The 26199-nt window shown below is 34.2% G+C and carries 31 protein-coding genes and 1 pseudogene; 3 read left to right on the top strand and 29 right to left on the bottom strand.

Going from position 1 to position 26199, the window contains the following annotated elements:
• Window positions 1-38 precede the first annotated feature (38 nt).
• The 5 genes from TMATH_RS04480 to TMATH_RS04460 all read right to left on the bottom strand — a co-directional run bounded on the left by TMATH_RS04480 (window position 39) and on the right by TMATH_RS04460 (window position 1739).
• Window positions 39-254 (bottom strand): Spo0B domain-containing protein, encoded by a 216-nt coding sequence (locus TMATH_RS04480; protein WP_012994937.1) that lies wholly within the window; start codon window positions 252-254, stop codon window positions 39-41.
• Window positions 255-307: 53 nt separating this feature from the next.
• Window positions 308-595 carry a 50S ribosomal protein L27 gene (gene rpmA, locus TMATH_RS04475; protein ID WP_012994936.1) on the bottom strand — a complete coding sequence of 96 codons (288 nt, stop codon included), beginning with the start codon at window positions 593-595 and terminating at the stop codon, window positions 308-310.
• Window positions 592-930, bottom strand: a complete 339-nt coding sequence (locus tag TMATH_RS04470; RefSeq protein ID WP_012994935.1) for a ribosomal-processing cysteine protease Prp — start codon at window positions 928-930, stop codon at window positions 592-594. The genes rpmA and TMATH_RS04470 overlap by 4 nt, the downstream gene beginning before the upstream one ends.
• Before the next feature lie 3 nt (window positions 931-933).
• Window positions 934-1248: a 50S ribosomal protein L21 gene (gene rplU / locus TMATH_RS04465; RefSeq protein ID WP_013150132.1), complete on the bottom strand. Its 315-nt coding sequence runs from the start codon at window positions 1246-1248 to the stop codon at window positions 934-936.
• 119 nt (window positions 1249-1367) lie between these two features.
• The gene (locus TMATH_RS04460) at window positions 1368-1739 is read right to left on the bottom strand and encodes a LapA family protein (protein WP_012994933.1); all 372 of its coding nucleotides are present in this window, start codon (window positions 1737-1739) and stop codon (window positions 1368-1370) included.
• A 263-nt stretch (window positions 1740-2002) separates the two neighbouring features.
• Here TMATH_RS04460 and TMATH_RS11580 point away from each other — a divergent pair.
• The 3 genes and pseudogenes from TMATH_RS11580 to queF all read left to right on the top strand — a co-directional run bounded on the left by TMATH_RS11580 (window position 2003) and on the right by queF (window position 4478).
• A pseudogene (locus TMATH_RS11580) lies at window positions 2003-3407 on the top strand (ISLre2 family transposase).
• Between the two features lie 197 nt (window positions 3408-3604).
• Complete coding sequence (locus TMATH_RS04445) at window positions 3605-4087, top strand: QueT transporter family protein (RefSeq protein WP_012994932.1); 483 nt, start codon at window positions 3605-3607, stop codon at window positions 4085-4087.
• Window positions 4077-4478 (top strand): preQ(1) synthase, encoded by a 402-nt coding sequence (gene queF, locus TMATH_RS04440; protein WP_012994931.1) that lies wholly within the window; start codon window positions 4077-4079, stop codon window positions 4476-4478. Before TMATH_RS04445 ends, queF begins: the two co-directional genes overlap by 11 nt.
• A gap of 50 nt (window positions 4479-4528) precedes the next feature.
• Here the strand turns inward: queF and TMATH_RS04435 are convergent, their stop codons facing one another.
• The 24 genes from TMATH_RS04435 to TMATH_RS04320 all read right to left on the bottom strand — a co-directional run bounded on the left by TMATH_RS04435 (window position 4529) and on the right by TMATH_RS04320 (window position 26198).
• The gene (locus TMATH_RS04435; RefSeq protein ID WP_012994930.1) at window positions 4529-5959 is read right to left on the bottom strand and encodes an Rne/Rng family ribonuclease; all 1431 of its coding nucleotides are present in this window, start codon (window positions 5957-5959) and stop codon (window positions 4529-4531) included.
• Window positions 5960-5966: 7 nt separating this feature from the next.
• Complete coding sequence (locus TMATH_RS04430; protein WP_013150129.1) at window positions 5967-6620, bottom strand: TIGR03936 family radical SAM-associated protein; 654 nt, start codon at window positions 6618-6620, stop codon at window positions 5967-5969.
• Window positions 6586-8454 carry a TIGR03960 family B12-binding radical SAM protein gene (locus TMATH_RS04425; protein WP_013150128.1) on the bottom strand — a complete coding sequence of 623 codons (1869 nt, stop codon included), beginning with the start codon at window positions 8452-8454 and terminating at the stop codon, window positions 6586-6588. Before TMATH_RS04425 ends, TMATH_RS04430 begins: the two co-directional genes overlap by 35 nt.
• Before the next feature lie 16 nt (window positions 8455-8470).
• Window positions 8471-9325, bottom strand: coding sequence for a M50 family metallopeptidase (locus TMATH_RS04420; RefSeq protein WP_013150127.1), 855 nt, complete (start codon window positions 9323-9325; stop codon window positions 8471-8473).
• On the bottom strand, window positions 9322-10071 hold the full coding sequence (locus tag TMATH_RS04415) for a M23 family metallopeptidase (protein WP_013150126.1): 750 nt from the start codon (window positions 10069-10071) through the stop codon (window positions 9322-9324). Before TMATH_RS04415 ends, TMATH_RS04420 begins: the two co-directional genes overlap by 4 nt.
• A gap of 64 nt (window positions 10072-10135) precedes the next feature.
• Window positions 10136-10531: a methylglyoxal synthase gene (gene mgsA / locus TMATH_RS04410; protein WP_013150125.1), complete on the bottom strand. Its 396-nt coding sequence runs from the start codon at window positions 10529-10531 to the stop codon at window positions 10136-10138.
• Window positions 10532-10542: 11 nt separating this feature from the next.
• A complete protein-coding gene (rodA, locus tag TMATH_RS04405; protein ID WP_013150124.1) occupies window positions 10543-11640 on the bottom strand; it encodes a rod shape-determining protein RodA in 1098 nt (365 codons plus the stop codon).
• A gap of 87 nt (window positions 11641-11727) precedes the next feature.
• Window positions 11728-12003, bottom strand: a complete 276-nt coding sequence (gene minE / locus TMATH_RS04400) for a cell division topological specificity factor MinE (RefSeq protein WP_012994923.1) — start codon at window positions 12001-12003, stop codon at window positions 11728-11730.
• A 21-nt stretch (window positions 12004-12024) separates the two neighbouring features.
• Window positions 12025-12819 (bottom strand): septum site-determining protein MinD, encoded by a 795-nt coding sequence (minD, locus tag TMATH_RS04395; protein ID WP_013150123.1) that lies wholly within the window; start codon window positions 12817-12819, stop codon window positions 12025-12027.
• 40 nt (window positions 12820-12859) lie between these two features.
• Window positions 12860-13504 carry a septum site-determining protein MinC gene (gene minC, locus TMATH_RS04390; protein ID WP_012994921.1) on the bottom strand — a complete coding sequence of 215 codons (645 nt, stop codon included), beginning with the start codon at window positions 13502-13504 and terminating at the stop codon, window positions 12860-12862.
• Between the two features lie 104 nt (window positions 13505-13608).
• Window positions 13609-15909, bottom strand: a complete 2301-nt coding sequence (locus TMATH_RS04385; protein ID WP_013150122.1) for a penicillin-binding protein 2 — start codon at window positions 15907-15909, stop codon at window positions 13609-13611.
• Window positions 15906-16424 carry a rod shape-determining protein MreD gene (gene mreD / locus TMATH_RS04380; RefSeq protein WP_013150121.1) on the bottom strand — a complete coding sequence of 173 codons (519 nt, stop codon included), beginning with the start codon at window positions 16422-16424 and terminating at the stop codon, window positions 15906-15908. The genes TMATH_RS04385 and mreD overlap by 4 nt, the downstream gene beginning before the upstream one ends.
• Before the next feature lie 6 nt (window positions 16425-16430).
• On the bottom strand, window positions 16431-17255 hold the full coding sequence (mreC, locus tag TMATH_RS04375) for a rod shape-determining protein MreC (protein WP_041591637.1): 825 nt from the start codon (window positions 17253-17255) through the stop codon (window positions 16431-16433).
• 14 nt (window positions 17256-17269) lie between these two features.
• Window positions 17270-18289: a rod shape-determining protein gene (locus tag TMATH_RS04370; RefSeq protein ID WP_012994917.1), complete on the bottom strand. Its 1020-nt coding sequence runs from the start codon at window positions 18287-18289 to the stop codon at window positions 17270-17272.
• 21 nt (window positions 18290-18310) lie between these two features.
• Window positions 18311-18991: a RadC family protein gene (gene radC / locus TMATH_RS04365; RefSeq protein ID WP_012994916.1), complete on the bottom strand. Its 681-nt coding sequence runs from the start codon at window positions 18989-18991 to the stop codon at window positions 18311-18313.
• A 34-nt stretch (window positions 18992-19025) separates the two neighbouring features.
• Window positions 19026-19601 (bottom strand): nucleoside triphosphate pyrophosphatase, encoded by a 576-nt coding sequence (locus TMATH_RS04360; RefSeq protein WP_013150119.1) that lies wholly within the window; start codon window positions 19599-19601, stop codon window positions 19026-19028.
• Window positions 19602-19609: 8 nt separating this feature from the next.
• The gene (locus tag TMATH_RS04355; protein ID WP_013150118.1) at window positions 19610-19858 is read right to left on the bottom strand and encodes a DUF4321 domain-containing protein; all 249 of its coding nucleotides are present in this window, start codon (window positions 19856-19858) and stop codon (window positions 19610-19612) included.
• A gap of 149 nt (window positions 19859-20007) precedes the next feature.
• Window positions 20008-21753 carry an NADH-dependent [FeFe] hydrogenase, group A6 gene (locus tag TMATH_RS04350; RefSeq protein WP_013150117.1) on the bottom strand — a complete coding sequence of 582 codons (1746 nt, stop codon included), beginning with the start codon at window positions 21751-21753 and terminating at the stop codon, window positions 20008-20010.
• 21 nt (window positions 21754-21774) lie between these two features.
• The gene (gene nuoF / locus TMATH_RS04345; protein ID WP_012994912.1) at window positions 21775-23565 is read right to left on the bottom strand and encodes an NADH-quinone oxidoreductase subunit NuoF; all 1791 of its coding nucleotides are present in this window, start codon (window positions 23563-23565) and stop codon (window positions 21775-21777) included.
• Window positions 23566-23580: 15 nt separating this feature from the next.
• A complete protein-coding gene (locus tag TMATH_RS04340) occupies window positions 23581-23946 on the bottom strand; it encodes a (2Fe-2S) ferredoxin domain-containing protein (RefSeq protein WP_012994911.1) in 366 nt (121 codons plus the stop codon).
• Window positions 23946-24494 carry an ATP-binding protein gene (locus TMATH_RS04335; protein ID WP_013150116.1) on the bottom strand — a complete coding sequence of 183 codons (549 nt, stop codon included), beginning with the start codon at window positions 24492-24494 and terminating at the stop codon, window positions 23946-23948. Before TMATH_RS04335 ends, TMATH_RS04340 begins: the two co-directional genes overlap by 1 nt.
• A 13-nt stretch (window positions 24495-24507) precedes the next feature.
• Window positions 24508-24990, bottom strand: a complete 483-nt coding sequence (locus tag TMATH_RS04330; protein ID WP_013150115.1) for an NADH-quinone oxidoreductase subunit NuoE family protein — start codon at window positions 24988-24990, stop codon at window positions 24508-24510.
• 168 nt (window positions 24991-25158) lie between these two features.
• Entirely contained in the window at window positions 25159-25866 is a 708-nt protein-coding gene (locus tag TMATH_RS04325) for a PHP domain-containing protein (protein ID WP_198002298.1), read from the bottom strand.
• Window positions 25863-26198 (bottom strand): DRTGG domain-containing protein, encoded by a 336-nt coding sequence (locus TMATH_RS04320; protein ID WP_012994907.1) that lies wholly within the window; start codon window positions 26196-26198, stop codon window positions 25863-25865. Before TMATH_RS04320 ends, TMATH_RS04325 begins: the two co-directional genes overlap by 4 nt.
• Between the last annotated feature and the right edge of the window lies 1 nt (window position 26199).

Here is a 26199-nt window from a genome sequence, read left to right as displayed (position 1 = left end):
ATTTTATAGTATGTATAGTATATACTTCTCGTATTTTTTTACTCTCTTAAGAGTTTCTTTATAATTTCCTGTACATTTTCAGAATTAAATATATCTCTTTCTCTATTAAGGTGGTCAATTGCAATGTGAAGAGATTCAATGACTCTATCTAATTTTCCCAGTTGAGCATAACCTAATACCACTTGTAAATCATTCAAAAACTCATGTCTGCTCCTTTTTATGTAATCTATCAATAACTCTACATCTGACACCATATTTTCACCACTTTCTTTTTTATTTATGAAAAAATCCTGGTATAAACCAGGATTTAATTCTGTGCAACTTTCCTTTCTGGGTAAACACTTACTTGTTTTTTGTTACGTCCTTTTCTTTCAAAAGTAACATATCCATCAATTAACGCAAAAAGTGTATCGTCTTTTCCTTTTCCTACATTTACACCTGGATGTATTTTAGTTCCTCTTTGCCTTACAAGGATATTACCAGCTAATACAAATTGGCCATCCGCCCTTTTTACTCCCAAACGCTTAGATTCACTATCACGACCGTTTCTGGAACTTCCAACACCTTTTTTATGAGCAAAAAGCTGAAGTTTCATTTTTTGCACCTCCTATCCATAACCCTTACATATTCAGGATAATCTGTTTCAATATCTTTAAGTCCTAAAACCATAGTCTCCAGAATAGCTTTTAGTCGTAAATCATCTTCTGGCATGCCTTTGTCAACAATTTCAACCTGCAACTTGCCACTTTCTATCTCTTTCTTTATCTTAACAGTTTTTAACGCCTCTATTCCCAGAACCGCTGTCTGAGATATAGCAGAAACAGCTGCACATATGATGTCCTTTCCGTACTCATCAAAACCTGCATGTCCTTTTATATTAAATTTATAAATATCCCCTCTTGAATCTCTCAATATTTCCACTCTAATCATGGCTTACTGAATTATTTTTTCAATCTGTACTTTTGTGTAGGGTTGACGATGCCCTTGTCTTCTTCTATAATTTTTCTTTGGCTTATACTTAAAAACTCTTATTTTTGGTCTTTTGCCATGCTCTATGACCTTAGCACTCACCTTAACATTTTCTAAATAGGGTTTGCCAAACTCTACGTTACCGTCCTCTTTTGACACAGCCAAAACTTTGTCAAAAGAAATAACTTCCCCTTCTGGATAATTTAACTTTTCTACTACAAGAACATCTCCTTCACGAACCATATACTGCTTTCCACCAGTCTCGATTATTGCGTACATTTTTGCACCTCCTCTATCCAGTCTCGCCGGGAAACAAGGTAAAAATTTAGGAACCCGTCCCGAGCGGCCACAAGTGATATTTTAACATAATAAAATACCACTTGTCAATTAAAAATCGGCTAAAGAGTTTGTGTTCCTTTTTCTTTCTCCACTTGCTTGCCATCGCTTTGTCCTTTTGTTTCTTCTTCCGCTAATTTATAGTTTTGTAATTCTATAATCTTTTGATTTAATTCTTCCTTTTCTTTTTCTAATTCTTTTATCCTAATGTTGAGCCCTCTTATCGTTACGCTATAGCGAATTTGTCCAAACAAGCCTATTATCCCCACAATTATAGCTCCAATAGCTGCTGACAGTAAAATTACTAAAGCTTGAGAAATTGAGTAATGCCAATACAAAAAGCTTATATCTACGGGTCCAGCATTAGAAATAGCAAAAACCGCTACTATAATTGCAAATATCAAAGCTAATATTGTATAATACTGCCCCTTCATAGAATACACCACCCCATCTTTAGTAACAAACTCTTTAACAACTTTCTAACTTTATGATAATTTATACAAATTACCATTGTCAATAAAAATTATAAATTTTTTGATAATATAAAAACATCATTCTTAACTTTTATCATTTGATTGGGAGAAAAACTCATAGTGTAAAATTATCGTAGGATTTTTTGAGTAAAAAAAAACAAGAGACAACCCCTGTGATAAAATAGATTATGGAAAACAAAACAACACAGAAAGGGGTGTCTCTTGTGAACAAACATATCTTTGAAGATATTATACTACAAAATGCTCTAAATTTCACTAGAGAAGTGATAGAAATTTTTAGTGATTTATTAAACAAAGGAATGAATATTACAGAGCTTGCAGCAAGGATAAAGGAACTAACGGACAAACTAGGTAGAGAGGCAATAGAAGCAATTATTGAAGAGTTAGATAAGATAATAAAAGAAGACAAGAGAAGGAAAGAAAAATGGGTAGTAGAGAGGAAAGATAAAAAGAGATTAACCACAATCCTTGGGGATATAGAATATGAGAGGACATATTACAAATCCAGAGAGGATGGAAGATATACATATTTGGTGGATGATGCATTAGAGATAGGGCGGCACGATAGGATAGAAAAAGGTGTAAAAATAAAGTTAGTAGAGAACGCAATAGAAGAATCATATGAAAGAAGCAGTAAAAAAGCATGTCCAGAGGAGTTAAGTAAACAGACAGTATTAAACGCAATAAGGGAAATAGGAGAAGTAGAAGTAAAGAGAGAAATAAAAGAGAAGAAAGAAGTAAGGGTATTATACATAGAAGCAGATGAAGACCATGTGCCTTTGCAAGATGGCAGCAATGAAACACCGCGATTGATATACATACATGAAGGTAAAGAAGAGAGAAATGGTAGAGATGTACTGAGAAATGTGCATTACAAGGCATACGTAGGAGAGAAAGCAGAAGACATATGGATAGATGTAGCAAATTACATAGAAGAAAACTACAAAGAAGAGAAGATAGAGAAGATATACATAGCAGGAGATGGAGCACCGTGGATAAAAGAGGGATTAGAGTGGATAGCAAAATCAAGGTTTGTGTTAGACAGATATCATTTAAACAAATACGTATTAAAAGCCACATCAAAAGAGCCAAAATACAGGGAAAAGATATGGAGAGCAATAAATGAAGGAGATAAAGAAGGAGTGAAGAAGATATTTGATGAACTAATAAAGGCAGCAGAGGAAGAGAGGGAGAAAGAGAAGATAAAAGAAGCAAGGAAATACATACTAAACAATTGGGAAGGGATAGAGATATACAACAAAGACAAAGATGTAATAGGGTGCAGTGCAGAAGGGCATATAAGCCATGTATTTTCAGTAAGACTAAGCAGGAATCCATTTGGGATGGAGTAGAGAAGGATTAAAGTTAATGGCGAAATTAAGGGTATTCAGCAAGAATGGAGGAGACTTAAGAGAAGTAGAATGGGGTAAGAGAAAGAATATAAATGAAGGAAGTTACAAATTAACGAAGAAGCAAATAAAAGAGGCGGTAAGAAGAGTTAAAACGTCTACAAATGAAAAGATAAATAATATTACGGTTTTGAATATAGGCAAAGTAACGCCAATATACAGGATTTTAAGAGCAATAAAATATGCACAAGTCATATAAAAAACATGATAAGACGAAGCCCTGAATTAAGTAAGTTACAGGGGTTGTCTTAAAAAAATCCTACAGTATCTTGACACTATCAGAAAAACTTTTTATGTTGAAACTACTTCAGTAGTTGTGTTAAAATTGATTATAGTGAGCAAAATGCTCACCTGGGTCGCAGTAACCCCAGTTAACAAAACAAGGGAGGTAATTTTGTGTTCAAAAAAAGAATAAAAGATATTACAGAAGTTGCCTTGATTGCGACAATTTATTTTGTACTCACAGTTATATTTTCTTCTATTTCATTTTTACCCCTTCAGTTTCGCGTAGGGGAAATTACAAAATCCATTGTAGTATTCAATAAAAAATATGCTATTTCCATGATGATAGGAAATTTTCTTGCAAATTTGTTTAGCCCATTTGCTGGCACAATGGAGCTAATTTTTATGCCTCTTTCAAATCTAATCGGTTGTACAATTGGATACTACATTGGAAGAACCACTCATAAATTGGTAGGTGCTGTATTTGTAGCTCTTTGGATTGCCGCATCGGTGGGGATCACCCTAAATGTCTCTGCAAATATACCATTTATTCCAACTTTCTTAAGCGTAGGATTTGCTGAGACTGTACTTCTTGTAACAGGATATTTTTTACTTTTTATAATTGAAAAGAAAGGAGCTGTGAAATTTGACAGATAAATATAAAGAAAGAAGATTTGACGCTTACGGTTATGAAAAGATTGACAAAGAAGTTTTAGAATCCATTGAATATGAATACCCTGAAAAAAATACAATTGTAGAATATATAACTAATGAGTTTTCTTCCGTCTGTCCTTGGACAGGATTGCCTGACAATGCAAAACTCACAATAAGATATATACCTTCTAAAAAATTAGTAGAACTTAAATCTTTAAAGTATTATCTCACATCCTATAGAAATGTAGGTATACTGCAAGAACATGCTATAAATAGAATTTTAGACGATTTAGTTGAACTTCTACAGCCAAAATTTATGGAAATAATAGGTGAGTTTCAAGAAAGAGGTGGAATAGCCACCAGAATTGTGGCAAAGTATGAGAAAGAAAAATAGATACAAAGCTGCCCAAAAATTTCCTTGGGCAGCTTTTTTGCGTTGATTCTTTAGTGAAATTCTATCTCAAAATAGCCATATTCTTTATTATTGTCGACAACGAGTTCGAGGTCTACGTTAAATTTCTCTTTGTAAAATTTTATGATTCCTTTCTCTGCCGCGATTTTAACAACTTTATCATTGCCTTTTATATAAATTTTTTGTACATTTACATGCCTTAACACTCTTTCTATATTATTTCTTAATCTTTTGTAGATGTACTCTGTAGAGTATACTACGCCTTCTCCTTTACATGTAGGACATTTCTCTTTAAGGTAAGAACCTACTTGCGACCTCACTCTTTTTCTTGTCATCTCAACAAGTCCCAATTGAGTATAGCCCAATACGGTGCATTTTGTTCTATCTTTTTGAAGTTCTTTTTTAAAAAATTCTAACAAATTTCTTTTAAAATTTTCATTTTTCATGTCTATAAAATCAATAATAATTATTCCACCGATATTTCTTAACTTAAGCTGTAAGGCAATTTCTTCAGCTGCTTCAAGATTGGTCTTGTATATTGTCTCCTCTAAAGAAGATTTTCCTACATATTTTCCTGTGTTTACATCAATTACAGTAAGAGCTTCTGTTTGGTCTATTATTACAAAACCTCCACTTTTTAACCACACCTTTTTTTCTAACAATTTCTCAACTTGAAAATCTACTCCATAAATCCCCATTAAGTCTCCTTCTTCATAAGTAACTGAAATATTTTCTTTTGCCACATTTTTTAAATATCTTTTTATGTTCTCATATTCATCTTTGTCATTTACTACAATTTCATCTATCTCTTCAGAAAGCAAATCCTTCAAATACTTAATTACGAAATCCTCTTCTTTGTATATCAAAGAAGGGAGGGAAGCATTTTGAAAATCTTTTTGTATTTTCTCATATAAGTGAATTAACTCTTCTAAATCCTCCCTCATTTGCTGCTCTGTCGCCTCTAATGCAGCTGTCCTGACAATTAGCCCCATACCTTCAGGTTTTAATTTTTTTGCAATATCCTGAAGCTTCTTCCTTTCCTCTTCTTTTTCAATCCTATGAGAAATTCCGAGGTAATCCACGTTAGGCATTAAAACCACATATTTTCCTGGTAAAGAAATATTAGCAGTAACTCTTGGATTTTTCATACCTACTGCTTCTTTTGATACTTGAACCATTATTGGTTGTCCCGGTTTTAAAACTTGTGTAATGCTTTTGGGCAAATTCTCATGTTGAAAAACATCGTCAAAAAATAAAAAAGCGTTCTTGCCAATTCCAATATCTACAAAGGCTGCCTGCATACCTTTTAAAACATTTTGGATTTTACCTTTATAAATATTCCCCAAGATATTTTTTCCATCACTTTTTTCAGGGTGGTACTCTTTTAGCTTCCCATTTTCTAATAAAGCAATTTGACTCAAATTTTCATCAATGTCCAATATAAGTCTTTTCAAAGTTTTCACCCCGTACTTATTCCAAAATCATATTTTTCCTATGGAGTTTATAAGAATCTATATCAAATAAATTCCCTACATATTCGTTTAAGGCCTTTAATAAATGTAGGGGATTGGGAGCTCCCTCTCCTAATTTTAATTTTATATAAAATTTCAAATAATCTTCTGCCTCTTCAATTATCTTTAATTCCAAAACATAAGGTCTTAAGTTTATCATTTTTTTGCCTCTTTTACTCTTTTTTTCTATTTCAATTATATCTCTTCTCATAAATTCTTCTATTTTATTTTGAATATCTTTAATACTTTTTCTAACATTGACTTGCAAAATATACTCTGCCGCTTTTATTTTTGTAGAAAGCGCATCATTTAATTCTACTTCACAACTCTCCACAATTTCAATACCAGGTGGCAACACTTTGTTCATCTTTTTTTTAAATTCCTCAGGAGAAATATCTTCTTCTACATCTATATCCATGTAATCCCCCTCTGTCGTCGCACCTACTAATAGGGCGGGTCCAAAAGAAATTTTAGGGCGAGGATTAAATCCTTGTGAAAAAGCCACTTTTATATCGGCTCTCCTCAAAGCCCTTTGAAATACCCTCAAAAGGTCTAAATGGGAAATAAATTTGACTCTTTCATCTTTTGTATATTTGTTTCTGAGGCGCTTCAAAACACACTACCCCCTCATCAAAGCCCTTTATTCCACAACCTGTACAATAGAGTCTGCAGTCAGGTGTAATTCTTCCTTCTTGAGATTTTTTGTATTCTCTCATCAAATACCTCTTGTCTACTCCAACATCTATTACATCCCATGGAAATATTTCTTCTAAATTTCTTTCTCTATTAGCATAAAAGTGAGGATTTACACCTACCTCCTTAAAAGCCTCTTCCCATTTGTCATAATTAAAATATTCTTCCCATCCGTCAAACCTACATCCTTTTTCCCAAGCTTTTATTATAGCTTTTCCTACTTTTCTATCTCCTCTCGAAATAACAGCTTCTAAAAAGCTCATATAAGGATTGTGCCAGTTGTACTTCAGCACTTTACTCTTGAGTTTCTTTTTAAGCAAATCTTGTTTTTCCATTATTTCTTTAATGCTATCTTGAGCCGTCCACTGGAAAGGGGTAAAGGGTTTAGGTACAAAAGTAGAAGTACTTATGGTGACTCTTAAATTCTTTACATTCCCTTTTACTTCTTTGTAATTATCTACTATTTTATATGCCAAATCCACTATACCTTTTACATCTTCCATCGTCTCTGTAGGGAGACCAACCATAAAATAAAGTTTGACATTTGTCCATCCTGCAGAAAAAGCCTCTTTTGTCGCCTCTAGAATATCTTCTTCTGTAATCCCTTTGTTAATTACATCTCTAAGTCTTTGCGTACCAGCTTCTGGTGCTAAAGTAAGACCTGTTTTTCTAACTTTTTGTATTTCTTTTAACAAATTTATAGATACAGCATCTACTCGTGTAGAAGGGATAGAAACTCCTACTCCTTTATCCTTATATTTCTTAATCAACCTTTTGACCAATTCTTCAATTTGAGAATAATCACATGTACTCAAAGAAGCTAAAGATATTTCCTCATACCCTGTAGATTTTACAAGCTTGTCCGCCAAATCTAAAATTTTTTCTATTGATTTTTCTCTCACGGGCCTATATATCATGCCAGCTTGACAAAATCTGCATCCCCGTGTACAACCTCTAAAGATTTCTAACATTATTCTATCGTGAACTATGTCCATAAAAGGAACAATTTGCTCTTCAGGATGATACACATTTTCAAAATCTTTAACTATTCTTTTCTTTACCTTTTCAGGCACTCCTTTTTTAATAGTTCTTATCTCTTTTATCGTTCCATCTTTATTGTATACTTCCATATAGTACTTAGGAACATATACTCCTTTGATTTGAGAAACAATTTGTAAAAATTCTTCTCTTTCTCCTTTTCTTTCCTTCCAATCTATATAAGCGTCAATAATTTCATTTATGACCTCTTCTCCTTCTCCCATTACAAAAAAGTCAATAACCTCAGATAAAGGAGCAGGATTATAAGCACAGGGTCCACCTGCAATCACAAAAGGAAACCCTTCCCTCTCTCTTGACAGGATAGGAATATCCGCTAAATTAAGCATATTTATTACGTTTGTATAACTTAACTCATACTGAAGAGTAAAACCTATAAAGTCAAATTTATCTAATGGGGTTTTTGTCTCTAAGCTAAAAAGAGGAATGTCATTTTCCTTCATGAGTTTTTCCATATCCAACCATGGTGCAAAAACCCTTTCACAATACACGTCTTCTCTTCTGTTTAAAAGATGGTATAAAATTCTAAGTCCAAGATGAGACATTCCCACTTCATATACATCAGGAAAAGCAAATGCAAACCTAACTTTGACTTCTTCTGGATTTTTTATAGAAGAGTTTAATTCTCCTCCTGTGTATCTTGTAGGCTTGCTTACTTTCATAAGCAAAGCATCTATTTTATCTTTTAGGTTATTCATTTTCCTTCCTCCATAGTTATTTTATAATTTTGCCAATTGGTAAATACAATCCATGCTCTGTCGCATATTCAAAAAGCTGAGTCTCGGTTATTCTATATTTTTCCCTAAATTTATCGTCTAATATTATTATAACATGGTATTTAGCGGGTATAAAACTTTTTATTACATTTCCAATCATCTCATTTTCTAATACGGCTATATGATGTACTCCCATTAAACCTTTTTTATAAAACTCTGCTTTTTTCATAAAAAGATCTCTCATTTGCAAAAAAACTGATGCCTTTTTCTCTTTATTTGCTGCGACTACTAATAATACTGATAAAAAAGCATAAACAACATCTATCTTCCAATTAAATATTCCTTTTAGAACAAGATATAACATAACGAGAGAAATAGCATAGGAAGAAAAAACAGCAACCGTAATAGCGCTTCTTAGACTAATAAAATACGACAAAACACTTTTCAAAACCCGTCCCCCATCTAATGGAAGTCCTGGCAGCAGATTAAAAAAAGCCATTACAATATTAGTTTTTATAAAATAATCCATTTCTATTTGTAAAACTTGTGAAATAAATTCACCAAAAAACGCAAAAAAAATATTGGACATAGGTCCTGCCAGTGCGACTAACACTTCCAAGTCCGGCCTTATAAAGACTACGCTGTCCAAAAGAGCAATTCCTCCAAAAGGATAGATATTGACTTGTAACACCTCTACCTTTAATTTCTTGGCAATATAAATGTGTCCCCCTTCGTGGACAAAAACTGTAACAAAAATAGCAATTAATTCTTTTACAAACCCCGCCGCAATTAAAAGTAATGCAAATGCAAAAGTAGAGAAATGTATTCTTACTTGGATTCCTCTAAATTTCATTTTGCGTCTTCACTGGCAGCATCCCCTATCACAACCTTTGTCAAGGGGTCTACTGGCTTGCCATTTTCCCAAACTTCAAAATGTAAATGAGGAGCAGTAGTTTTGCCAGTATCGCCCGTCTTCCCAATTATATCCCCTTGTTTTACTTGGTCTTCCGCATTTACTAAAATTTCTGATAAATGAGCGTAGACGGTTCTTACATCGTTAGCATGCCTTATAACTATGACTTTCCCTAAATATTGGTTTTGCTCATCTACTAACATTACTACCCCATCCAATGCTGCTTTCACTTCTGTTCCAATAGGAGCATCTATATCAATACCAGTGTGATTTGTCAATTGGTTTGTAATAGGGTCTGCCCTCATTCCAAAGCCAGAGGTTATCTTTCCAGTAACAGGGGCAATCATTTTGATAGAAGCCTGGGAAACATCAGAAGAAGTTTTATTCTCCGAAATTTTTTCTTCAGTGGGAGAAAAAACTTTTATCACACTTTCTTTAAGCCAAGGAATCTTGCTTTGAACTAATTTTAAACCTTTCTTTGTGTTTTCGTAATTCATATCATAACTTAGCACACTTTTAGTAAAATTTACAAAAGAAGTGGCTATAGGAACGTCAACCGCTTTAAAAAGCAAAATCATTCCTAACAAAACTAATGAAATAATTAATTGATTTTCAAATAGCTCTACATACTTTTTGTAAGTGCTAAATTTTTTGGGAAAATAATAAGGAATTCGTTGGTATTTCATGATATATAGCCTCCTTCTATGTTACATTTTATTTTGAAGGAGGCATTATTATGATAAATTATTTTTATTCTACTATTTCTCTCCACTCTAAAAGTCCTTGCTCCATTCCCTTCAATAAAACTTCTGCAGTAGCAATATTAGTCGCCAATGGAATAGAATGCACATCACAAACTCTAAGCAAAGCTAAAATATCTGGTTCATGGGGCTGAGCCGTAAGTGGATCTCTTAAAAAAATCACCATATCAATTTTATTTTCAGCTATCATTGCACCAATTTGTTGATCTCCACCAAGAGGGCCAGGTAAAAGATAATTTACCTTTAGGCCTGTGGCTTCTTTGATAAGTTGTCCTGTATGGCCTGTTGCGTATATATTACACTTTTCAAAGATATGCTTATAAGCAATTGCAAAATTCACCATAAGTTCTTTTTTTTGGTCGTGGGCTATCAAAGCTATATTCATGGAAATTCCCCCTAAAAGTTTATCTTTTGCCTTCTCATGCTTATATTTTCCAAAAGCCCTATAGCCATTAAATCTGCCACCATTGCACTTCCACCATAGCTCATAAAAGGAAGAGGAATACCTGTGATTGGCATTATTCCAATAGTCATCCCTATATTTTCAAAAATGTGAAATGTAAACATAGCAATAATTCCTACTGCCACTAGCATTCCATATTTGTCCTTAGCATTATAAGCAATCTTCCAAGCTTTATACAACATAATCGCATAGAGAACTATCAGTGTAGATGCTCCGATAAACCCTAATTCTTCCCCTACGACAGAAAAAATAAAGTCTGTCCACGCTTCGGGAAGATAATAGAGCTGAGTTTGGCTTCCATGAAAAAGCCCCTTTCCCCAAAACATTCCAGAACCGATGGCAATTTTAGATTGTATCAAATGATAACCGGTTCCCATTGGGTCCAGTTCTGGATTTAAAAAGGATAAAAGTCTATTTCTTTGGTATGGTTTTAAAAGTTTGTAGCCAATAGGTAGCATAACAACTCCTAAAGCAAAAAGCTGTGCCAATACCTTTGTCCTTATCCCAGAGACATATACTATTGCTAAAAAAATTGCAATAAATACAAGGGCTGTCCCTAAATCTGGCTGCAGCATCACCGCAACAAAAGGAATCCCTAAATAAGCTATTGGCCACAAAAGTTCTTTAAAAGTCTTTATTTCTTCCATCTTGCTAAACATATTTGCTAAAGTTAGCACTAATGCTAACTTAGAAAATTCAGAAGGCTGAATATCTACAGGTCCTAAACTTATCCAGCTTTGTGCACCCTTACTTACTTTTCCTATGGTTAAAACTAATACAAGGCCTAAAAGGTTTAGAATATATATAAAAGTAGAAAATTTAGCAAAAGTATTATAATCAAAAAGACATATTAGGAGGATAGAAATAAGTCCCATTAAAATTGCCAGCGCTTGGACAATAACTTTTCTGTAAGAGCCTGTTTGAAGTGTGTGAGAGGCACTTGTCACAACAATAATACTATATACACATATTAAAAGTACAACAATCAAAAGTCCCCAGTCAAAGTTTTTTAAAAGCTTTTTATCAAACATTTTAATCCCCTCTTTTCAGCAATTCAACTTGTATTATACCATACAAATGAAATTTTCACTATACAAAAAAAACTGGCTCAAGGCCAGTTATCTTATCACCTGTTTCATTTTCTTTATAGGAATATTCGCATGAAGAGCAGGTATATAGGTATTATCACTTCTTTTTTCTTTTGTAATTTCTACATTTAATCCTGTTTCATCAATATCTACGTAATTAGAAATGACATTTAATATGTCTTCTTTCATCATTTCTAAAAATTTAGGAGAAACATCCGCCCTATCATGCACTAATAGAAGTTGTAACCTTTCTTTTGCTATATTTTTACTGTTGTTTTTTCCTCCAAAAGATTTAAATAAATCCACCAATCACACCTCCCAAAAGCACTAAGCCAGCTTAAAAAGCTTTTTAAGTCTATCCATAAACCCATTTCCTATATCAAGGTTGATTAAAGGCACATTATTTCCCAAAAGTCTTTCCACCAAATTTCTATAGGCTTGTCCTGCTAATGACCTCTCATCCATAACAATCGGTTCACCTTTATTGGAAGAAATAATTATATTTTCATCATCAGGAATAACACCTAAAAGGTCAATAGCTAAAATATCTATAATATCTTCAATATCCATCATATCTCCTCTTTTTACCATATCCATCTTAATCCTGTTTATAACTAACATAGGATTATGAAGTTCTGCTGCCTCCAAAAGTCCTATAATTCTATCAGCATCTCTAACTGCCGAAACTTCTGGAGTAGTTATGACAATAGCTCTATCAGCACCGGCAATTGCATTTTTAAATCCCTGTTCAATGCCTGCAGGACAATCTACTAGTATATAGTCAAATTCCTCTTTTAAATCTCCGATTAATTTTTGCATTTGTTCCGGAGTAACAGCCGATTTATCCCTTGTTTGGGCAGCAGGTAAAAGATATAGCCCATCAAACCTTTTATCCTTTATCAAAGCTTGCTTTAACCTACACTGTCCCTCTACTACATCAACAATATCATACACAATTCTATTTTCTAACCCCATTACCACATCAAGATTTCTCAAGCCTATATCAGTATCGACTAAAACAACTTTATAACCTTTCATAGCAAGGTATGTACCAATATTCGCAGTAGAAGTAGTCTTTCCAACTCCACCTTTTCCTGAAGTTATAACTATTGCTTCGCTCATCGTACCACTCCATTCCATTAATATTATTTTTTAGAATATTTTACCATAAATCATAGAGATGGTAAAGAGGCTTTACAATAATTTTGCCTTTTTTAACAACTGCAATTTCAGGATAATCACTGCCATCATCTTTATCTGGAGCCCTAGAAATAACATTAGCTATTCTAAGCTGCATTGCTCTTAGGGAAGAAGCTACGATTACAGCCTCCTTATTGCCAGTAAATCCCGCGTGAGCTATTCCTCTTAACGTCCCCATAACAATAATATTGCCAGCTGCTTGTACCAATCCTCCAGGATTTACATCCCCAATTATAACAAGATTACCATGGTATTTCACAACTTGCCCAGATCTGACAGTACCTTTATAAAATTTTGTTATCCCCTCTTCTAACCCATTAAATATTTCGTCATCTGTCACATTTTTTATATATTTTTCTTGAAAATTTTTTATTCTCACCTCAATACCGTATTTATCAAAAATAAAGTCTTTTAATTGTTGTAATTTTTCTTCTTTGACTTTTAAACTTTTTACTCTTACAGTAAGAGTTGCGCCCTCAAAAAACCTGAGAGATTTCTCAATTCGATTCACTATTTTCTCTTTTAGGATTTCAATATCTACATCCTCTTCTAAAACAATTACCAGCCCTTCTCTTGTCCCTTGAATTTTTATTGGTTCTTTTATCATAGTCTACCTCCGTAAAACCCTCATTACTATCTATATTCGCCACAAATCGCAATTTTCCTTCTTAGATTATAAGAAAAAAGAGGATAAAATATCCCCACCCAAAATCATCTTATAGGCAAATTTATCACATTGAAGGTTTCACCTGTATTATCTTTGCTCAATCCAAAATAAACATTAAAAATATCTCTCGCTACATAACCAGCGTAAGAACCATGTCCTCCTTGGTATATAACCACAACCACAACTATTTGTGGGTCATCATAAGGAGCAAAACCAACAAACCAAGCATAATTAGCCTTTCCAATTGCCTCTGCGGTACCTGTCTTGCCTCCTACAGGAATAGGAAAATTACGAAAAGCACTGCTTGCAGTACCCCCTAATTCTGTTACTTCTTTCATACCTAACTTTATAGCATCGAGATATTCTTTCGGAATATCAATTCTCTCTAAAACTTCTGGCTTTGTTTCTTCCACAATTTTCCCATCGGGAGACACAATTTTATCAACTAAATGAAGTCTATATCTAATTCCCCCATTTATTAATGTAGACACATAACTGGCAATTTGTAAAGGAGTAAATTGATTATCTCCTTGTCCTATCGCCGCACTACAAGTTTCTGCCAAGCTCCAATGTTTTGCATAATACATTATTTCCCATAATTTTCTTTGAAGCTTTGTATCTTTTATCCCCATCTTTTCTAACTGTAAAAAAGTATTATAGTCACTTAAATTTTCTTTTTCAATGATTTCTATAATTTTTTGATACTGTTCCTCTGTTATAACTCCATCTGGATTTTTATCTGATTTCACCATTGATTTTATCAAACCAAGATAATATTCTTTTTTATATTGTGGACTTGCAATAACACCTTTTGTTTCATACAGTTCTATTCCTGTTTTTTGGTCTAATCCAAATTTTTTTGCATATTCAACTATTTTATCTATTCCCATTCGTCTTCCCATTTCAAAAAAATAGGTATTAGTAGAATATTTAATTGCATCAGATACATTCACCCAACCTTGTGTCCTGGGCCATGCCCAGTTACGTTGTCCTGTATAAGGATATATTCCTGGATCTAAATATTTCTCATCAACTGTTGTAACTCCAGTATCTAAAGCTGCAAATGCAACAACCATTTTGAAAATAGATCCTGGAGGTACGGCACCTTGAGCTGCATAATTAAAAATAGGACTCGGATCAATAGTAGTATCCCTTGATTTAAAAAGCTCATTTATTACATCTTTCGGAGGATTGCCCGTAGCAAAAATGTTTGGATCATAACCAGGGATATTGGCTAATGCTAAAACTTTTCCTGTGTGTACATCTACAACAACTGCTGCTCCAATATTAGCAGGAAAAGATTCACCATATTTCCCTTCTTTTATATTTTGCATAGTTGTAATAAGAGATTGTTCTGCCGCCTCTTGAATATTTTTGTCAATAGTTAAAAATATTGTACTACCTGGTACAGGCTGCTCTGTCCCTAAATTTTCTATTAATCTCCCATAATTATCTACTACAACTTGCTGACCACCATCTTTTCCTCTTAAATACTTTTCATACAATGCCTCAAGTCCAGAATGTCCAACCAAATCTGTAAGCTTATACTTGGTCATATCCAAATTTTTTAAATCTTCGTGAGTAATTCGACCAATATAGCCTAAAGTTTGGGATAATAGTGTTTTATAAGGATAATACCTAACAGGTTTTACATTTATCATAATTCCCGGCAATTCTAAATGTCTTTCCTCAATCTCAGCAATCGTTTTTTGGTCAACATCCACAGCTATTTCTACTGGCTGATATTGATTATATCCTTGTTCTTCCATTAATTGGCGTACAACCATTATTTTTCTAGCTTTTATTGGATCCATATCCTTAGATATTTTAAATTTTTTTGTTAAAATATCCCATGCCTCTTGAGCAGTAGCATTTTCAGGTATGTTATTAGCTTTTTTCCAGGCTTTTTCTCTAGCTTTCAAAGTTTCTTCTTTTACTGATACTTCATCTGAATTTTTAAAATTGAAATAAGGCCTCCCATTTTCATCTAAATAGATAGGCAAATCGTCTTTATATTTTACATTGTTTTTCGTCAAAATATCCATTAATTTTAGTATAGTCTCGTTAAGGTGACTATCTACCACTTCTCCTTTTATAATATTTACAGAAAAACTTGGCCTGTTTGTAGCTAACTTTACTCCATACCTATCAACAATTTCACCACGTGGAGCATCAATAGGTATGAGTCTAATTGCTTGCCGAATTGACATTTCTCTATAATAGTCGCCTTTTATCAGCTGCAAATAAACTAAGCGGAAAACTAAAACGACAAAAAGGGCAATGATAATGGCTCCAAAGGTATAAAATTTTCTTTTAAGGCTCTCATTCAAAGATATCACCTTCAAAATTTGCTTTTTTTAAAAAATTTCACTTTATTTTTAGTAACATAGATGTTAAAAGAAACTAGATATTTATAAACAAAAACAGTAATTATAGAATTATAAAGCGCCTGTATCATCGCAATATTCACAAAATCTAATAAGAAATTAAACTGATATTTCATCAAAACCATTGAAAACATGGTGATAAGATTATAAAGAAGAGTTCCTAAAAATACAAACACAAAAGCTACAAAAGAACTTTCTTTAAAAACACTTTTACTTAAAAGTCCTGTGAGGTAACTTACAATTAATAAAGAAAAAGTAGTAACCCCTAAAGCATTATTAAAAAGAATATCCTGAATAATCCCAGCAAAAAGACTTAAATAAACGGCTTCCCAAGGACCATTTAAAAGTGAAAAACTTAAAACTACCATAAAAACTGCATCTGGTTTGACGCCAAAGATATCTATAAATCTAAATAAAGTTGATTGTAAAACAATTAACAAAGCAAGCAATAAATATTTATATATTTTCCTCATAATAACCTACATCCCTGTCATATTAGTAACTACAAAAACATATTCCAGTCTTTCAAAATCAGCAGCAGGTTCTATGACAGCTTGTTTTAACAAAGAACCTGGGTCTCGAGTAACTTTTGATACTTTTCCTATTATCAACCCTTTGGGAAATCTACTCATACTAGAAGTAGTTACTACATCACCTTCTATTAATTCAGCATCCAAGGGGAGATAAATCATGATAAGTCCACCGTTTGAATCTCCTCTTACAACACCATTATCACGAGTTCGTACAGCTACAGCGCTTACAGAACTATTTCTATCTATAATGGCTAAAACCTTTGCCCATTTGTCTCCTACCTCTGTAATCTGTCCTATCATATTTCCTTTTTCGTCTAAAACTGCCATACCGGGTTTAATACCCTCATTTTTCCCTTTATCAATAGTAAAAGTATTAAACCAATTTCCTGGATTTTTTCCTGTTATAGTAGCGAGTTTTAAATCTAATTCAACATTTTCTGTTTTAAAATTTAAAGCTTCTTTAAGCCTTTTATTTTCGTTCATCAATTCCTGTAATTGAATATTTTCTTTTCTTAGTTTTTCTACTTCTTTTTTAAGTTTTTCATTTGTTGCCCTTAAAGTACCTATTTCACCAATTGAAGAAAAAAAATTAGAAATTCCTTCTCCCAGTTGATAGAAAACCTTTTGAAAAGGAGTAAAAACAGTTCCAACTATAGATTCTGCTTTAGTAGCATATCTTTGGGCATCATAAGTATAAGCCATGGCGGCAATCAGCGCCACGGCTATAAAAAAAACCAAAATAAATTGCTTATTCCTAAAAAAACGTGGCACGCCAATAACACCTCTCAAGCTCTACTTGCCGGGCTTAAAACCCTTCTAAAGAGGGAACTTTCTTCTAAAATTTTTCCTGCCCCAAGTGCCACACAATCTGTCGGCTGATCAGCTATTTGCACAGGCATTCCTGTTTCCTCTCTTATGAGCTTATCTATTCCGCTTAAAAGAGCACCTCCGCCTGTTAACATAATTCCCCTGTCCATGATATCTGCTGCAAGCTCTGGTGGAGTCTTTTCAAGTGTCATCTTTATAGCTTCAATGATGCTGGATATCGGATCTTTTAATGCTTCTAAAATCTCTGTTGAAGAAATCTTTAATGTTTTAGGAAGGCCAGACACTAAATCTCTTCCTCTTATGTCCATAGTCTCCTCTTTTGGTTTTGGAAAAGCTGAACCAATTTGTATTTTTATCTCTTCTGCAGTCCTTTCTCCTATCATGAGGTTATACTCTCTTTTTATATAATTTATTATAGCTTCGTCCATCTCGTCTCCGCCGACTCTTAAAGACTTGTTGGTAACAATTCCCCCAAGGGAAATTACAGCCACATCTGTCGTACCACCGCCTATGTCCACCACCATGCTACCAGTCGGTTCTTCAACAGGAAGGCCTGCTCCAATTGCTGCAGCCATAGGCTCTTCTACTGTATGAGCTTCTTTCGCCCCTGCTTGTAAAGCTGCTTCAATTACTGCTCTTTTCTCTACTTCTGTAACTCCAGAAGGTATACCAACTATAACTCTAGGCCTAAATAACCCCTTTCTTGGATTAACTTTACTTATAAAGTGATCCAACATAGCTTTAGTTATATCAAAATCGGCTATTACACCATCTCTCATAGGCCTTATAGCGATTATATTTCCAGGAGTTCTCCCTACCATCTTTTTTGCTTCTTCTCCAACTGCAAGAATTGCATTGGAATCAGTTCTTATAGCTACTACTGAAGGTTCTCTTAAAACAATTCCTTTACCTTGTACATACACCAAGGTTGTAGCAGTACCCAAATCAATTCCAATATCTCTGGAAAATCCTCTCATCTGCGTATACTCCTTCCTATTTTATTCAAACTCATAATACCCTTTTTCTTTAAGGCTTATACCTCTTCCGTCTCCAATTATAACATGATCTAACACCTTTATACCCAATATATTTCCTCCTTCTACTAACCTTTTTGTCACTTCTATGTCTTCTCTGCTAGGAGTAGGGTCTCCACTTGGATGATTGTGAACTAAAATTATAGAGGAACAAGACCTTTCAATTGCTGCCTTAAATACTTCTCTCGGATGTACAATGGAAGTATTTAGACTTCCTATAGAAATAGTCTCTATCGCAATAACTTTATTCTTTACATTAAGCATTATCACTTTAAAATATTCTTTTGTCAAATACCTCATTTCATCCATCATTAAACTTATGACATCTTCTGGCGATGTTATTGTAAAACTATCGCTTCCTGTAGATAACATCATTCGACGTCCTAATTCTACTGCAGCTTTTAGCTTTACTGCCTTAGCTATACCAATTCCCTTTATGCTAGCAAGCTTTTCTACACTTGAATCTACAATGAATTTAAGCCCTTTATCTTCCATTATAAGCCTTTGTGCTAAAGTAATAGCACTTTCTCTTTTACTTCCTGTCCCTATTATTATAGCTATCAACTCGGCATTTGACAATACCTGAGCACCATGTTTTATAAGTCTTTCTCTAGGTCTTTCTTCATAAGGCAAGTCTTTTATCATGATTTTTGCATCCTTGCCCAACCCCTTCACCCTTTCAAAGTAACCTCACATCAAACTCTCTTTTTAAAATATCAAAAAGTTTTGAAATTGGAAGACCTACCACATTAAAATAATCTCCTTCAATTTTCTCAACAATAAGAGCACCCACTCCTTGTATAGCATATGCCCCAGCTTTATCATAAACTTCGCCAGTATCGATATAATTAAAAATTTCCTCATCTTGTAATTTTCTAATCCAAACTTTTGTCTTTTCAAAATCGCTTACATATTTAAAATCGTAAGTTCTGACGATAGTAATTCCTGTATATACTGTATGAGCTTTTCCCTGTAACTTTTTAAGCATAACATAAGCTTCATTTCTATCCTTTGGCTTTCCTAAAATTTTATCTCCAATTACTACAACGGTATCAGCACCTATCACTATAGCTTCTTCACTTAATTTTTTAGCAACCGACATAGCTTTATTAAAAGATAAATCCATGACATATCTTGAAGGCTGCTTTTCTCTTGAAAACTCTTTTACATTACTTTCTACCACTTCAAAGTCAAGTCCTAAATTTGAAAGTAACTCTCTTCTCCTTGGCGATTTAGAAGCAAGGACAATTTTCATCTTATCACCTACATTTTGTAATAAGCGTAAATTGCAAGAACTAATCCTACAACTGTTCCTATATTTATTTTAAGAGATAACTGAAAAGAAAACCTAATAAAACTCAAGTTCAAAGTAAGTGGATTGTCCATGCCTATTATTTGATAATAAGCTAATTCTTTAAAAAAATGTGCAAGCAGATCTCCTAAGAATTCTCCTAAAATTAGGCCGACAATGAGTAAAAACACCAATGTATATGGACTCTTACCTCTTCTCAATTTCTTTCACTCCTTAAGTTCTAATAGCATCATAAATTACTATTCTTTTTTATTATATCATAAATTATATACATTTCTATAACTAACTTTAAAAATAAAAAATGGTAAAGCTCCCAATAATATATTGGAAGCTTTACTTTTGATTAAGCTTATCTCACCAAAGGATACAATTCCTTCTTGGAATAGTGAGTGTGAAGTAAATGATGAGACTTCTCACTTAAAGGACTTCCCAAAAATTCTTCATAAAGTTTTTGTATTGCAGGATTTTTGTGAGATTTTCTTATGGGTAAGCTTTTATCAGCTTCATAAATGGCTTTTGCTCTTAATTCTTTTACTTTTCCCATTTCATTTGGATTGTGAATCGGCTGACCGCCTCCCATTATGCATCCTCCTGGGCAACCCATTACCTCTATGAAGTGGTACTCAACTTCACCAGCCTTTATTTTGTCAAGAAGTTTTTTAGCATTTCCTGTACCATTTGCTATGGCAACTTTTATGTCCATACCATCTATTTTTATGGTAGCTTCTCTTACCCCTTCTAAGCCTCTCACTTCTTCAAAGTCAACCTTGTCTAATTCCCTTCCTTCTACAATATCTGCAACTGTCCTTAAAGCTGCCTCCATAACTCCACCTGTAGCTCCGAATATCACTCCAGCGCCAGTGGACATTCCAAGAGGTTCATCATATTCTTCATCAGGAAGATTTACAAAGTCGATGCCCATTTCTTTTATCATTCTCGCCAATTCTCTTGTGGTAAGGACAGCATCTACATCTTTTATTCCATTATGCTGCATTTCTGGTCTTTCAATCTCTAGTTTTTTAGCAGTACATGGCATAATTGATACCACATATATATCCTCAGGATTAAGCCCTTCCTTTTCTGCATAATAACTCTTTACTAATGCCCCCATCATCATGTGAGGAGACTTACAAGTTGAAAGATTATCTATAAATTCTGGATAATATTTTTCACAGAAAGCTATCCAACCAGGACTACAGGAAGTTATCATAGGAAGTTTTCCACCATTTTTAAGCCTTTCAAGAAGTTCCGAGCCTTCTTCCATTATAGTCAAGTCCGCCGCAAAATCCGTATCAAATACCGCGTCAAAACCCATCCTCTTCAAAGCTGCTACCATTTTTCCAGTAACGATACTTCCTATAGGCATACCAAACTCTTCACCTAATGCTACTCTTACTGCTGGAGCTGTTTGAGCTACTACATATTTTTTCTCATCAGCTAAAGCTTCATAAACTCTTTTTGTATGGTCTTTTTCATATATAGCTCCAACAGGACATACCTCAATACACTGTCCACAACTTATACAAGGGGAATCTTTTAAACTTCTCCCAAAAGAAGGTGCTACCATTGTTTTAAATCCTCTATTTACCATTCCAATGGCAAATACGTTTTGCACTTCTGAACATACTGCTACACATCTTCTACAAAGTACACACTTATTTGGATCTCGAACTATAGCAGGAGAAGCATTATCTATAGAATACTTTATATTTTCCCCTTCAAACCTTATTTCATTTACTCCTAATTTTTTAGACAATGATTGAAGCTCACAGTTAGTATTTCTAATACAAGTCAAACAACTTCTATCATGATTTGAAAGTATAAGCTCAAGATTTAATTTCCGCGCTTCTCTTATTTTAGCTGTATTTGTATACACTTTCATGCCATCAAATACCGGATAAGTGCAGGAGGTTTGTAAATTTCTAACTCCCTCTATTTCAACTACACATATACGGCAAGCGCCAATTTGGTTGATTTCCTTGAGGTAACACAGTGTGGGGATATCTATTCCTGCTTCTTTTGCTGCTTCCAATACGGTATAATGGGAGGGAACTTCCACAGTGATGCCATCTATCGTAACACGAACTTTGTCCATCTTTTACACTCCTTCCTTCAATTATTTTTTGTAGATTGCGCCAAATGGACATTTTTCAATGCATGTGCCGCACTTTATACATTTGTCTTGGTCAATCACATAAGGCTGCCTTGGTTTTCCAGAAATAGCATTGACAGGACAATTTTTAGCACAAATTCCACAGCCTTTACACTTATCGGGGTCAATATAAAATCTTAAGAGGGCTTGGCATACGCCAGCTGGGCATTTTTTCTCTTTTATATGCGCCTCATATTCATCTCTGAAATATCTAATTGTAGATAAAACCGGATTTGGGGCTGTTTGTCCAAGGCCGCACAAAGCTGTCGCTTTAATGGTTTTCGCAAGTTCCTCCAACTTTTCAATGTCTCCTTCTTCACCTTTACCAGAAGTTATCTTTTCTAAAAGCTCCAGCATTCTTTTTGTGCCAATCCTACAAGGCGCACATTTACCGCAGGACTCATCAACTGTAAACTCAAGGAAGAATTTTGCAACATTGACCATACAAGTGTCTTCATCCATTACAACAAGTCCACCTGAACCCATCATAGAACCTACATTTATTAAGGAATCGTAATCTATTGGTGTATCTAAATGCTCTGCAGGAATGCAGCCACCTGAAGGTCCTCCAGTTTGAGCAGCTTTAAATTTCTTTCCGTTAGGTATTCCTCCACCTATTTCGTATATAATTTCTCTTAAAGTGGTCCCCATTGGAACTTCAATAAGACCTGTATTGTTTACCTTACCGGTCAGGGCAAAAACCTTTGTTCCTTTCGATTTTTCAGTACCTATGCTTGAAAACCACTCCGCACCATTTAGTATAATTGGCGGAATATTAGCGAATGTCTCTACGTTATTAATAATTGTAGGTTTGCTCCATACACCCTTTACAGCAGGAAATGGTGGTCTTGGCCTTGGTTCGCCTCTTCTTCCCATTACTGAATTTAAAAGCGCAGTCTCTTCTCCACAGACAAAAGCGCCTGCTCCTAACCTTATTTCAATGTCAAAATCAAAACCTGTACCAAATATGTCTTTTCCTAAAAGGCCATATTCTCTAGCCTGTTCAATAGCAATCTTAAGCCTTTTTACTGCCAAAGGATACTCTGCCCTTACGTAGATGTAGCCATAGTTTGCTCCAATTGCGTATCCTGCTATTGCCATAGCCTCTATAACACTGTGGGGGTCTCCTTCTAATATGCTTCTATCCATAAAAGCACCAGGGTCCCCTTCATCAGCGTTGCAAACTACATACTTTGGAGTTTCTTTTTGGTTATAAGCAAATTCCCATTTCACACCTGTCGGGAATCCACCGCCGCCTCTACCCCTTAAGCCAGATTTTTTGACTTCTTCGATAACCTCTTTTGGTGTCATTTGAGTAAGAACCTTTGCTAAAGCCCTATATCCATCAAAAGCAATTGCTTCTCTTATATCTTCAGGGTTGATAATACCACAATTTCTAAGAGCAATTCTCTTTTGCTTTCTAAAGAAAGGAGTCTCTTCCAATGGCTTAATCTCTCTTTCTGTCACGCTTTCTCCATAGAGATATTTCTTAACAGGTCTTCCTTTTAGCAGGTGCTCTTCCACAATTTCCGGAACATAGTCAGGTTTAACTCTGCTATAAAAAACTCCTTCAGGATACACTACAACAACTGGTCCCAATTCGCAAAGGCCAAAGCATCCAGTTCTTACAACTAATACTTCTTTATCTAGACCAGCCTTTTTTATTTCCTCTGTAAAACGCTCTGCTACTTTATCAGAATCTGAAGATGTACATCCGGTACCACCACATACCATTACGTGTGACCTATAAAGCATACTATTTCCCCTCCTCTATTCGTAATTTTCAATAGTCCATTCTCTGATTGGATGGCCATTTATAACATGTTCAGCAACTATTTGCCTTGCCTTTTTCTCATCAACCTTTACGTAAGTCACTTTCTCTTGGCCGGGAACATAAACATCTACAATTGGTTCTAATTTACACATACCTATACACCCTGTCTCTGTAACAATTACATCCGTGACATTTCTCTTGCTAAGTTCATCCAATATCGCCATCATGACAGGTCTCGCTCCTGCTGCAATACCGCAAGTAGCCATACCAACAGCAATTCTTACACCTGACCTATCCTTTCTCAAATTGATTCTTTCTAATGTTTCTTTTCTGATTTTTTCCAATTCCTCTATAGATTTCATTATTCCACCTCCATATCACCTTTCATATTCTCATTTATATATTCTTTTATCCAGTTCAACACCTTGATGTCATTTATATTGACACCCTTTAGTATTTTTTTAAGTTCTTTAGTGTCAAACAAAAATTCATGGTTATCTTTGTTGTATTTGTATACAATATCCACTTCTGGAGCAGATAATATCACCGAAACAATTGTTGACGCTATATCTCCTAGTGGAACAAGGTCTACACTGGAAAGTTTAAAAGTACCCATTATTTTTGTTCCTTTTCCTTCTTCAGAAAAAATCTCAAAATTCCCTTCACACTGCTGGACAAGCTCCTTAAAGAGCGGAATCCCAAGCCCTACTTTTCTTTCCTTCCTTGTAGTTACAAAAGGGTCTGTGACTTTTTTTAATAATTCCTCCTTCATTCCACATCCATCATCTTCTATAGACACTTTAAGCATATCTTTTGAAGTATCTATATTTATTTCAATACAAATATTTTTAGCTCCCGCTCTTATGCTATTTTGTGACAAATCTAATATATAAAGTGCTAATTCTTTCATAACAATCAAACTCTTACTCAAATTTACTTAATATTTCATCCACATCATCAGGAGTTAGTCTTCCAAAAACTTCACCATTTATCATCATAACAGGAGCCAATCCGCAAGCTCCAAGACACCTAGTAGGTTCTAAAGAAAATTTCCCGTCTTCAGTTGCTTCACCTACTTCTATTCCCAATTTTTCTTTTATTTTTTCCAGTACCATTGCAGCTCCTCTTACATAACAAGCTGTTCCCATACACAAATTGATCTTGTATTTACCCGAAGGCTTTAAAGTAAACCTTGAATAAAAAGTAGCTATTCCAAATATTTCTGTTAAAGGCACATTCATTTCTTTTGAAATATAAAGTTGAACTTCAATAGGAAGATATCCAAAAATTTCCTGAGCCTCATTCATAATTGCTATCAACGAACCAGGGATATTTTTTAATTCCTCCAAAGCCTTTTTAAACCTCTCTACTTTCTCTTCACCGAATTTTTGGCACAAAGCATCCATTTATTTCCCTCCTTGTGAATTAAAATTTCATATAGCTTATCTCATATAAATTTTTTGTGCATTCTTTGTCAATATTATATCATAACTTTATTAAAACTTTAACAATTTTTTATAAAAAATTTTTATTTTCTAATAAGTCCAACTAATTTAGTAGGATTATAGGAAAAATCAATAACCTCTTAGCCAGTCTACAATACTTTTTAATTCAGACCCGCACAGTAAGAATTCTTCTCTTTCAGAAATATCTCCTAAATAATGAGCATCTGAAGACCTTATAATTTTATATTTTTTATATTCGGGATATGAGTGTAAAAAATTTTCTTTTCTGATGGCTTTCGATACCTCGATTGTAATTAAATTTTTAATATTCGGAATAAAACCAAGATTTGATATAATACTATAGGAATATCGATCCACATGGGCAGGGACCGCTACCCCCCTGCCCTCCATGTAGTCGAAAATTTCATTAACACTTAAATTAGAAGAAACTAACAATGAGTAATCTATTTCCTCTGCTATGTTATCTTCTTCATTCATTACAAATTGATTCCCAAAGATTGTTTTTTTGTTTTTAATTTTTATCAAATTTTTGTTAATAATTTCACTAAATTTTATACATTCATCTACTGAATAAAAATAACAAAGTATGTGAACCTCTTCTCTTGTCTGTACCTCTATACCAGGAACTACTATTAAGCCTTTTTTTAATCCAAGATTATACACAGCTTTTACATTTTTTGCACTGTTATGATCTGTTATAGCTATTACATCAAGTCCTTTTATAGAAGCCATATTGACAATATTGTTAGGAGTCATATCATCAGAAGCACAAGGAGATAGCGCTGTATGAATGTGCAAATCATAGTAAAGCATCACTTCATCATCTCGTACAAAGTTATTGCTGCTTCATAAGAAGTTCCTGAAAAACTTAATATAGGGATGCCCTCCTCATCGGCTTTCCTCTTGGCTTCCTCATCTAATTTCGCATTTTCGGGAATTATTATGCAACTTATTTCTGCCAGCAAAGCCACTGCTACAATATTTATATGAGTTTGAATTGTTATCCAAGCGCTTTTTGCTTTTGCATGAGCCATAACCCAACTTAAAAGGTCGCATATATACACCCCCTCAATTTCTTTGCTGATTCCGTTGTCCCCTGCAATTAATTTAAATCCGCTATTGACAAGATCTTCTACTTTTATCCTCATA

The sequence above is a fragment of the Thermoanaerobacter mathranii subsp. mathranii str. A3 genome (assembly GCF_000092965.1).
GTDB lineage: Bacteria > Bacillota > Thermoanaerobacteria > Thermoanaerobacterales > Thermoanaerobacteraceae > Thermoanaerobacter > Thermoanaerobacter thermocopriae.
Note: the sequence above shows the minus strand (reverse complement) of the source record. Positions and strands in the feature narration are given on the sequence as shown.

What these genes read in the sequence shown, in the direction of transcription:
- TMATH_RS04480 (WP_012994937.1), bottom strand. Translation starts at nt 254, where the DNA reads ATGGTGTCAGATGTAGAGTTATTGATAGATTACATAAAAAGGAGCAGA.
- rpmA (WP_012994936.1), bottom strand. Translation starts at nt 595, where the DNA reads ATGAAACTTCAGCTTTTTGCTCATAAAAAAGGTGTTGGAAGTTCCAGA.
- TMATH_RS04470 (WP_012994935.1), bottom strand. Translation starts at nt 930, where the DNA reads ATGATTAGAGTGGAAATATTGAGAGATTCAAGAGGGGATATTTATAAA.
- rplU (WP_013150132.1), bottom strand. Translation starts at nt 1,248, where the DNA reads ATGTACGCAATAATCGAGACTGGTGGAAAGCAGTATATGGTTCGTGAA.
- TMATH_RS04460 (WP_012994933.1), bottom strand. Translation starts at nt 1,739, where the DNA reads ATGAAGGGGCAGTATTATACAATATTAGCTTTGATATTTGCAATTATA.
- TMATH_RS04425 (WP_013150128.1), bottom strand. Translation starts at nt 8,454, where the DNA reads ATGAATAACCTAAAAGATAAAATAGATGCTTTGCTTATGAAAGTAAGC.
- TMATH_RS04420 (WP_013150127.1), bottom strand. Translation starts at nt 9,325, where the DNA reads ATGAAATTTAGAGGAATCCAAGTAAGAATACATTTCTCTACTTTTGCA.
- TMATH_RS04415 (WP_013150126.1), bottom strand. Translation starts at nt 10,071, where the DNA reads ATGAAATACCAACGAATTCCTTATTATTTTCCCAAAAAATTTAGCACT.
- mgsA (WP_013150125.1), bottom strand. Translation starts at nt 10,531, where the DNA reads ATGAATATAGCTTTGATAGCCCACGACCAAAAAAAAGAACTTATGGTG.
- rodA (WP_013150124.1), bottom strand. Translation starts at nt 11,640, where the DNA reads ATGTTTGATAAAAAGCTTTTAAAAAACTTTGACTGGGGACTTTTGATT.
- minD (WP_013150123.1), bottom strand. Translation starts at nt 12,819, where the DNA reads ATGAGCGAAGCAATAGTTATAACTTCAGGAAAAGGTGGAGTTGGAAAG.
- minC (WP_012994921.1), bottom strand. Translation starts at nt 13,504, where the DNA reads ATGATAAAAGAACCAATAAAAATTCAAGGGACAAGAGAAGGGCTGGTA.
- mreD (WP_013150121.1), bottom strand. Translation starts at nt 16,424, where the DNA reads ATGAGGAAAATATATAAATATTTATTGCTTGCTTTGTTAATTGTTTTA.
- TMATH_RS04370 (WP_012994917.1), bottom strand. Translation starts at nt 18,289, where the DNA reads ATGAGAGGATTTTCCAGAGATATTGGAATTGATTTGGGTACTGCTACA.
- radC (WP_012994916.1), bottom strand. Translation starts at nt 18,991, where the DNA reads ATGATAAAAGACTTGCCTTATGAAGAAAGACCTAGAGAAAGACTTATA.
- TMATH_RS04360 (WP_013150119.1), bottom strand. Translation starts at nt 19,601, where the DNA reads ATGAAAATTGTCCTTGCTTCTAAATCGCCAAGGAGAAGAGAGTTACTT.
- TMATH_RS04350 (WP_013150117.1), bottom strand. Translation starts at nt 21,753, where the DNA reads ATGGACAAAGTTCGTGTTACGATAGATGGCATCACTGTGGAAGTTCCC.
- nuoF (WP_012994912.1), bottom strand. Translation starts at nt 23,565, where the DNA reads ATGCTTTATAGGTCACACGTAATGGTATGTGGTGGTACCGGATGTACA.
- TMATH_RS04340 (WP_012994911.1), bottom strand. Translation starts at nt 23,946, where the DNA reads ATGAAATCTATAGAGGAATTGGAAAAAATCAGAAAAGAAACATTAGAA.
- TMATH_RS04335 (WP_013150116.1), bottom strand. Translation starts at nt 24,494, where the DNA reads ATGAAAGAATTAGCACTTTATATATTAGATTTGTCACAAAATAGCATA.
- TMATH_RS04330 (WP_013150115.1), bottom strand. Translation starts at nt 24,990, where the DNA reads ATGGATGCTTTGTGCCAAAAATTCGGTGAAGAGAAAGTAGAGAGGTTT.
- TMATH_RS04320 (WP_012994907.1), bottom strand. Translation starts at nt 26,198, where the DNA reads ATGAGGATAAAAGTAGAAGATCTTGTCAATAGCGGATTTAAATTAATT.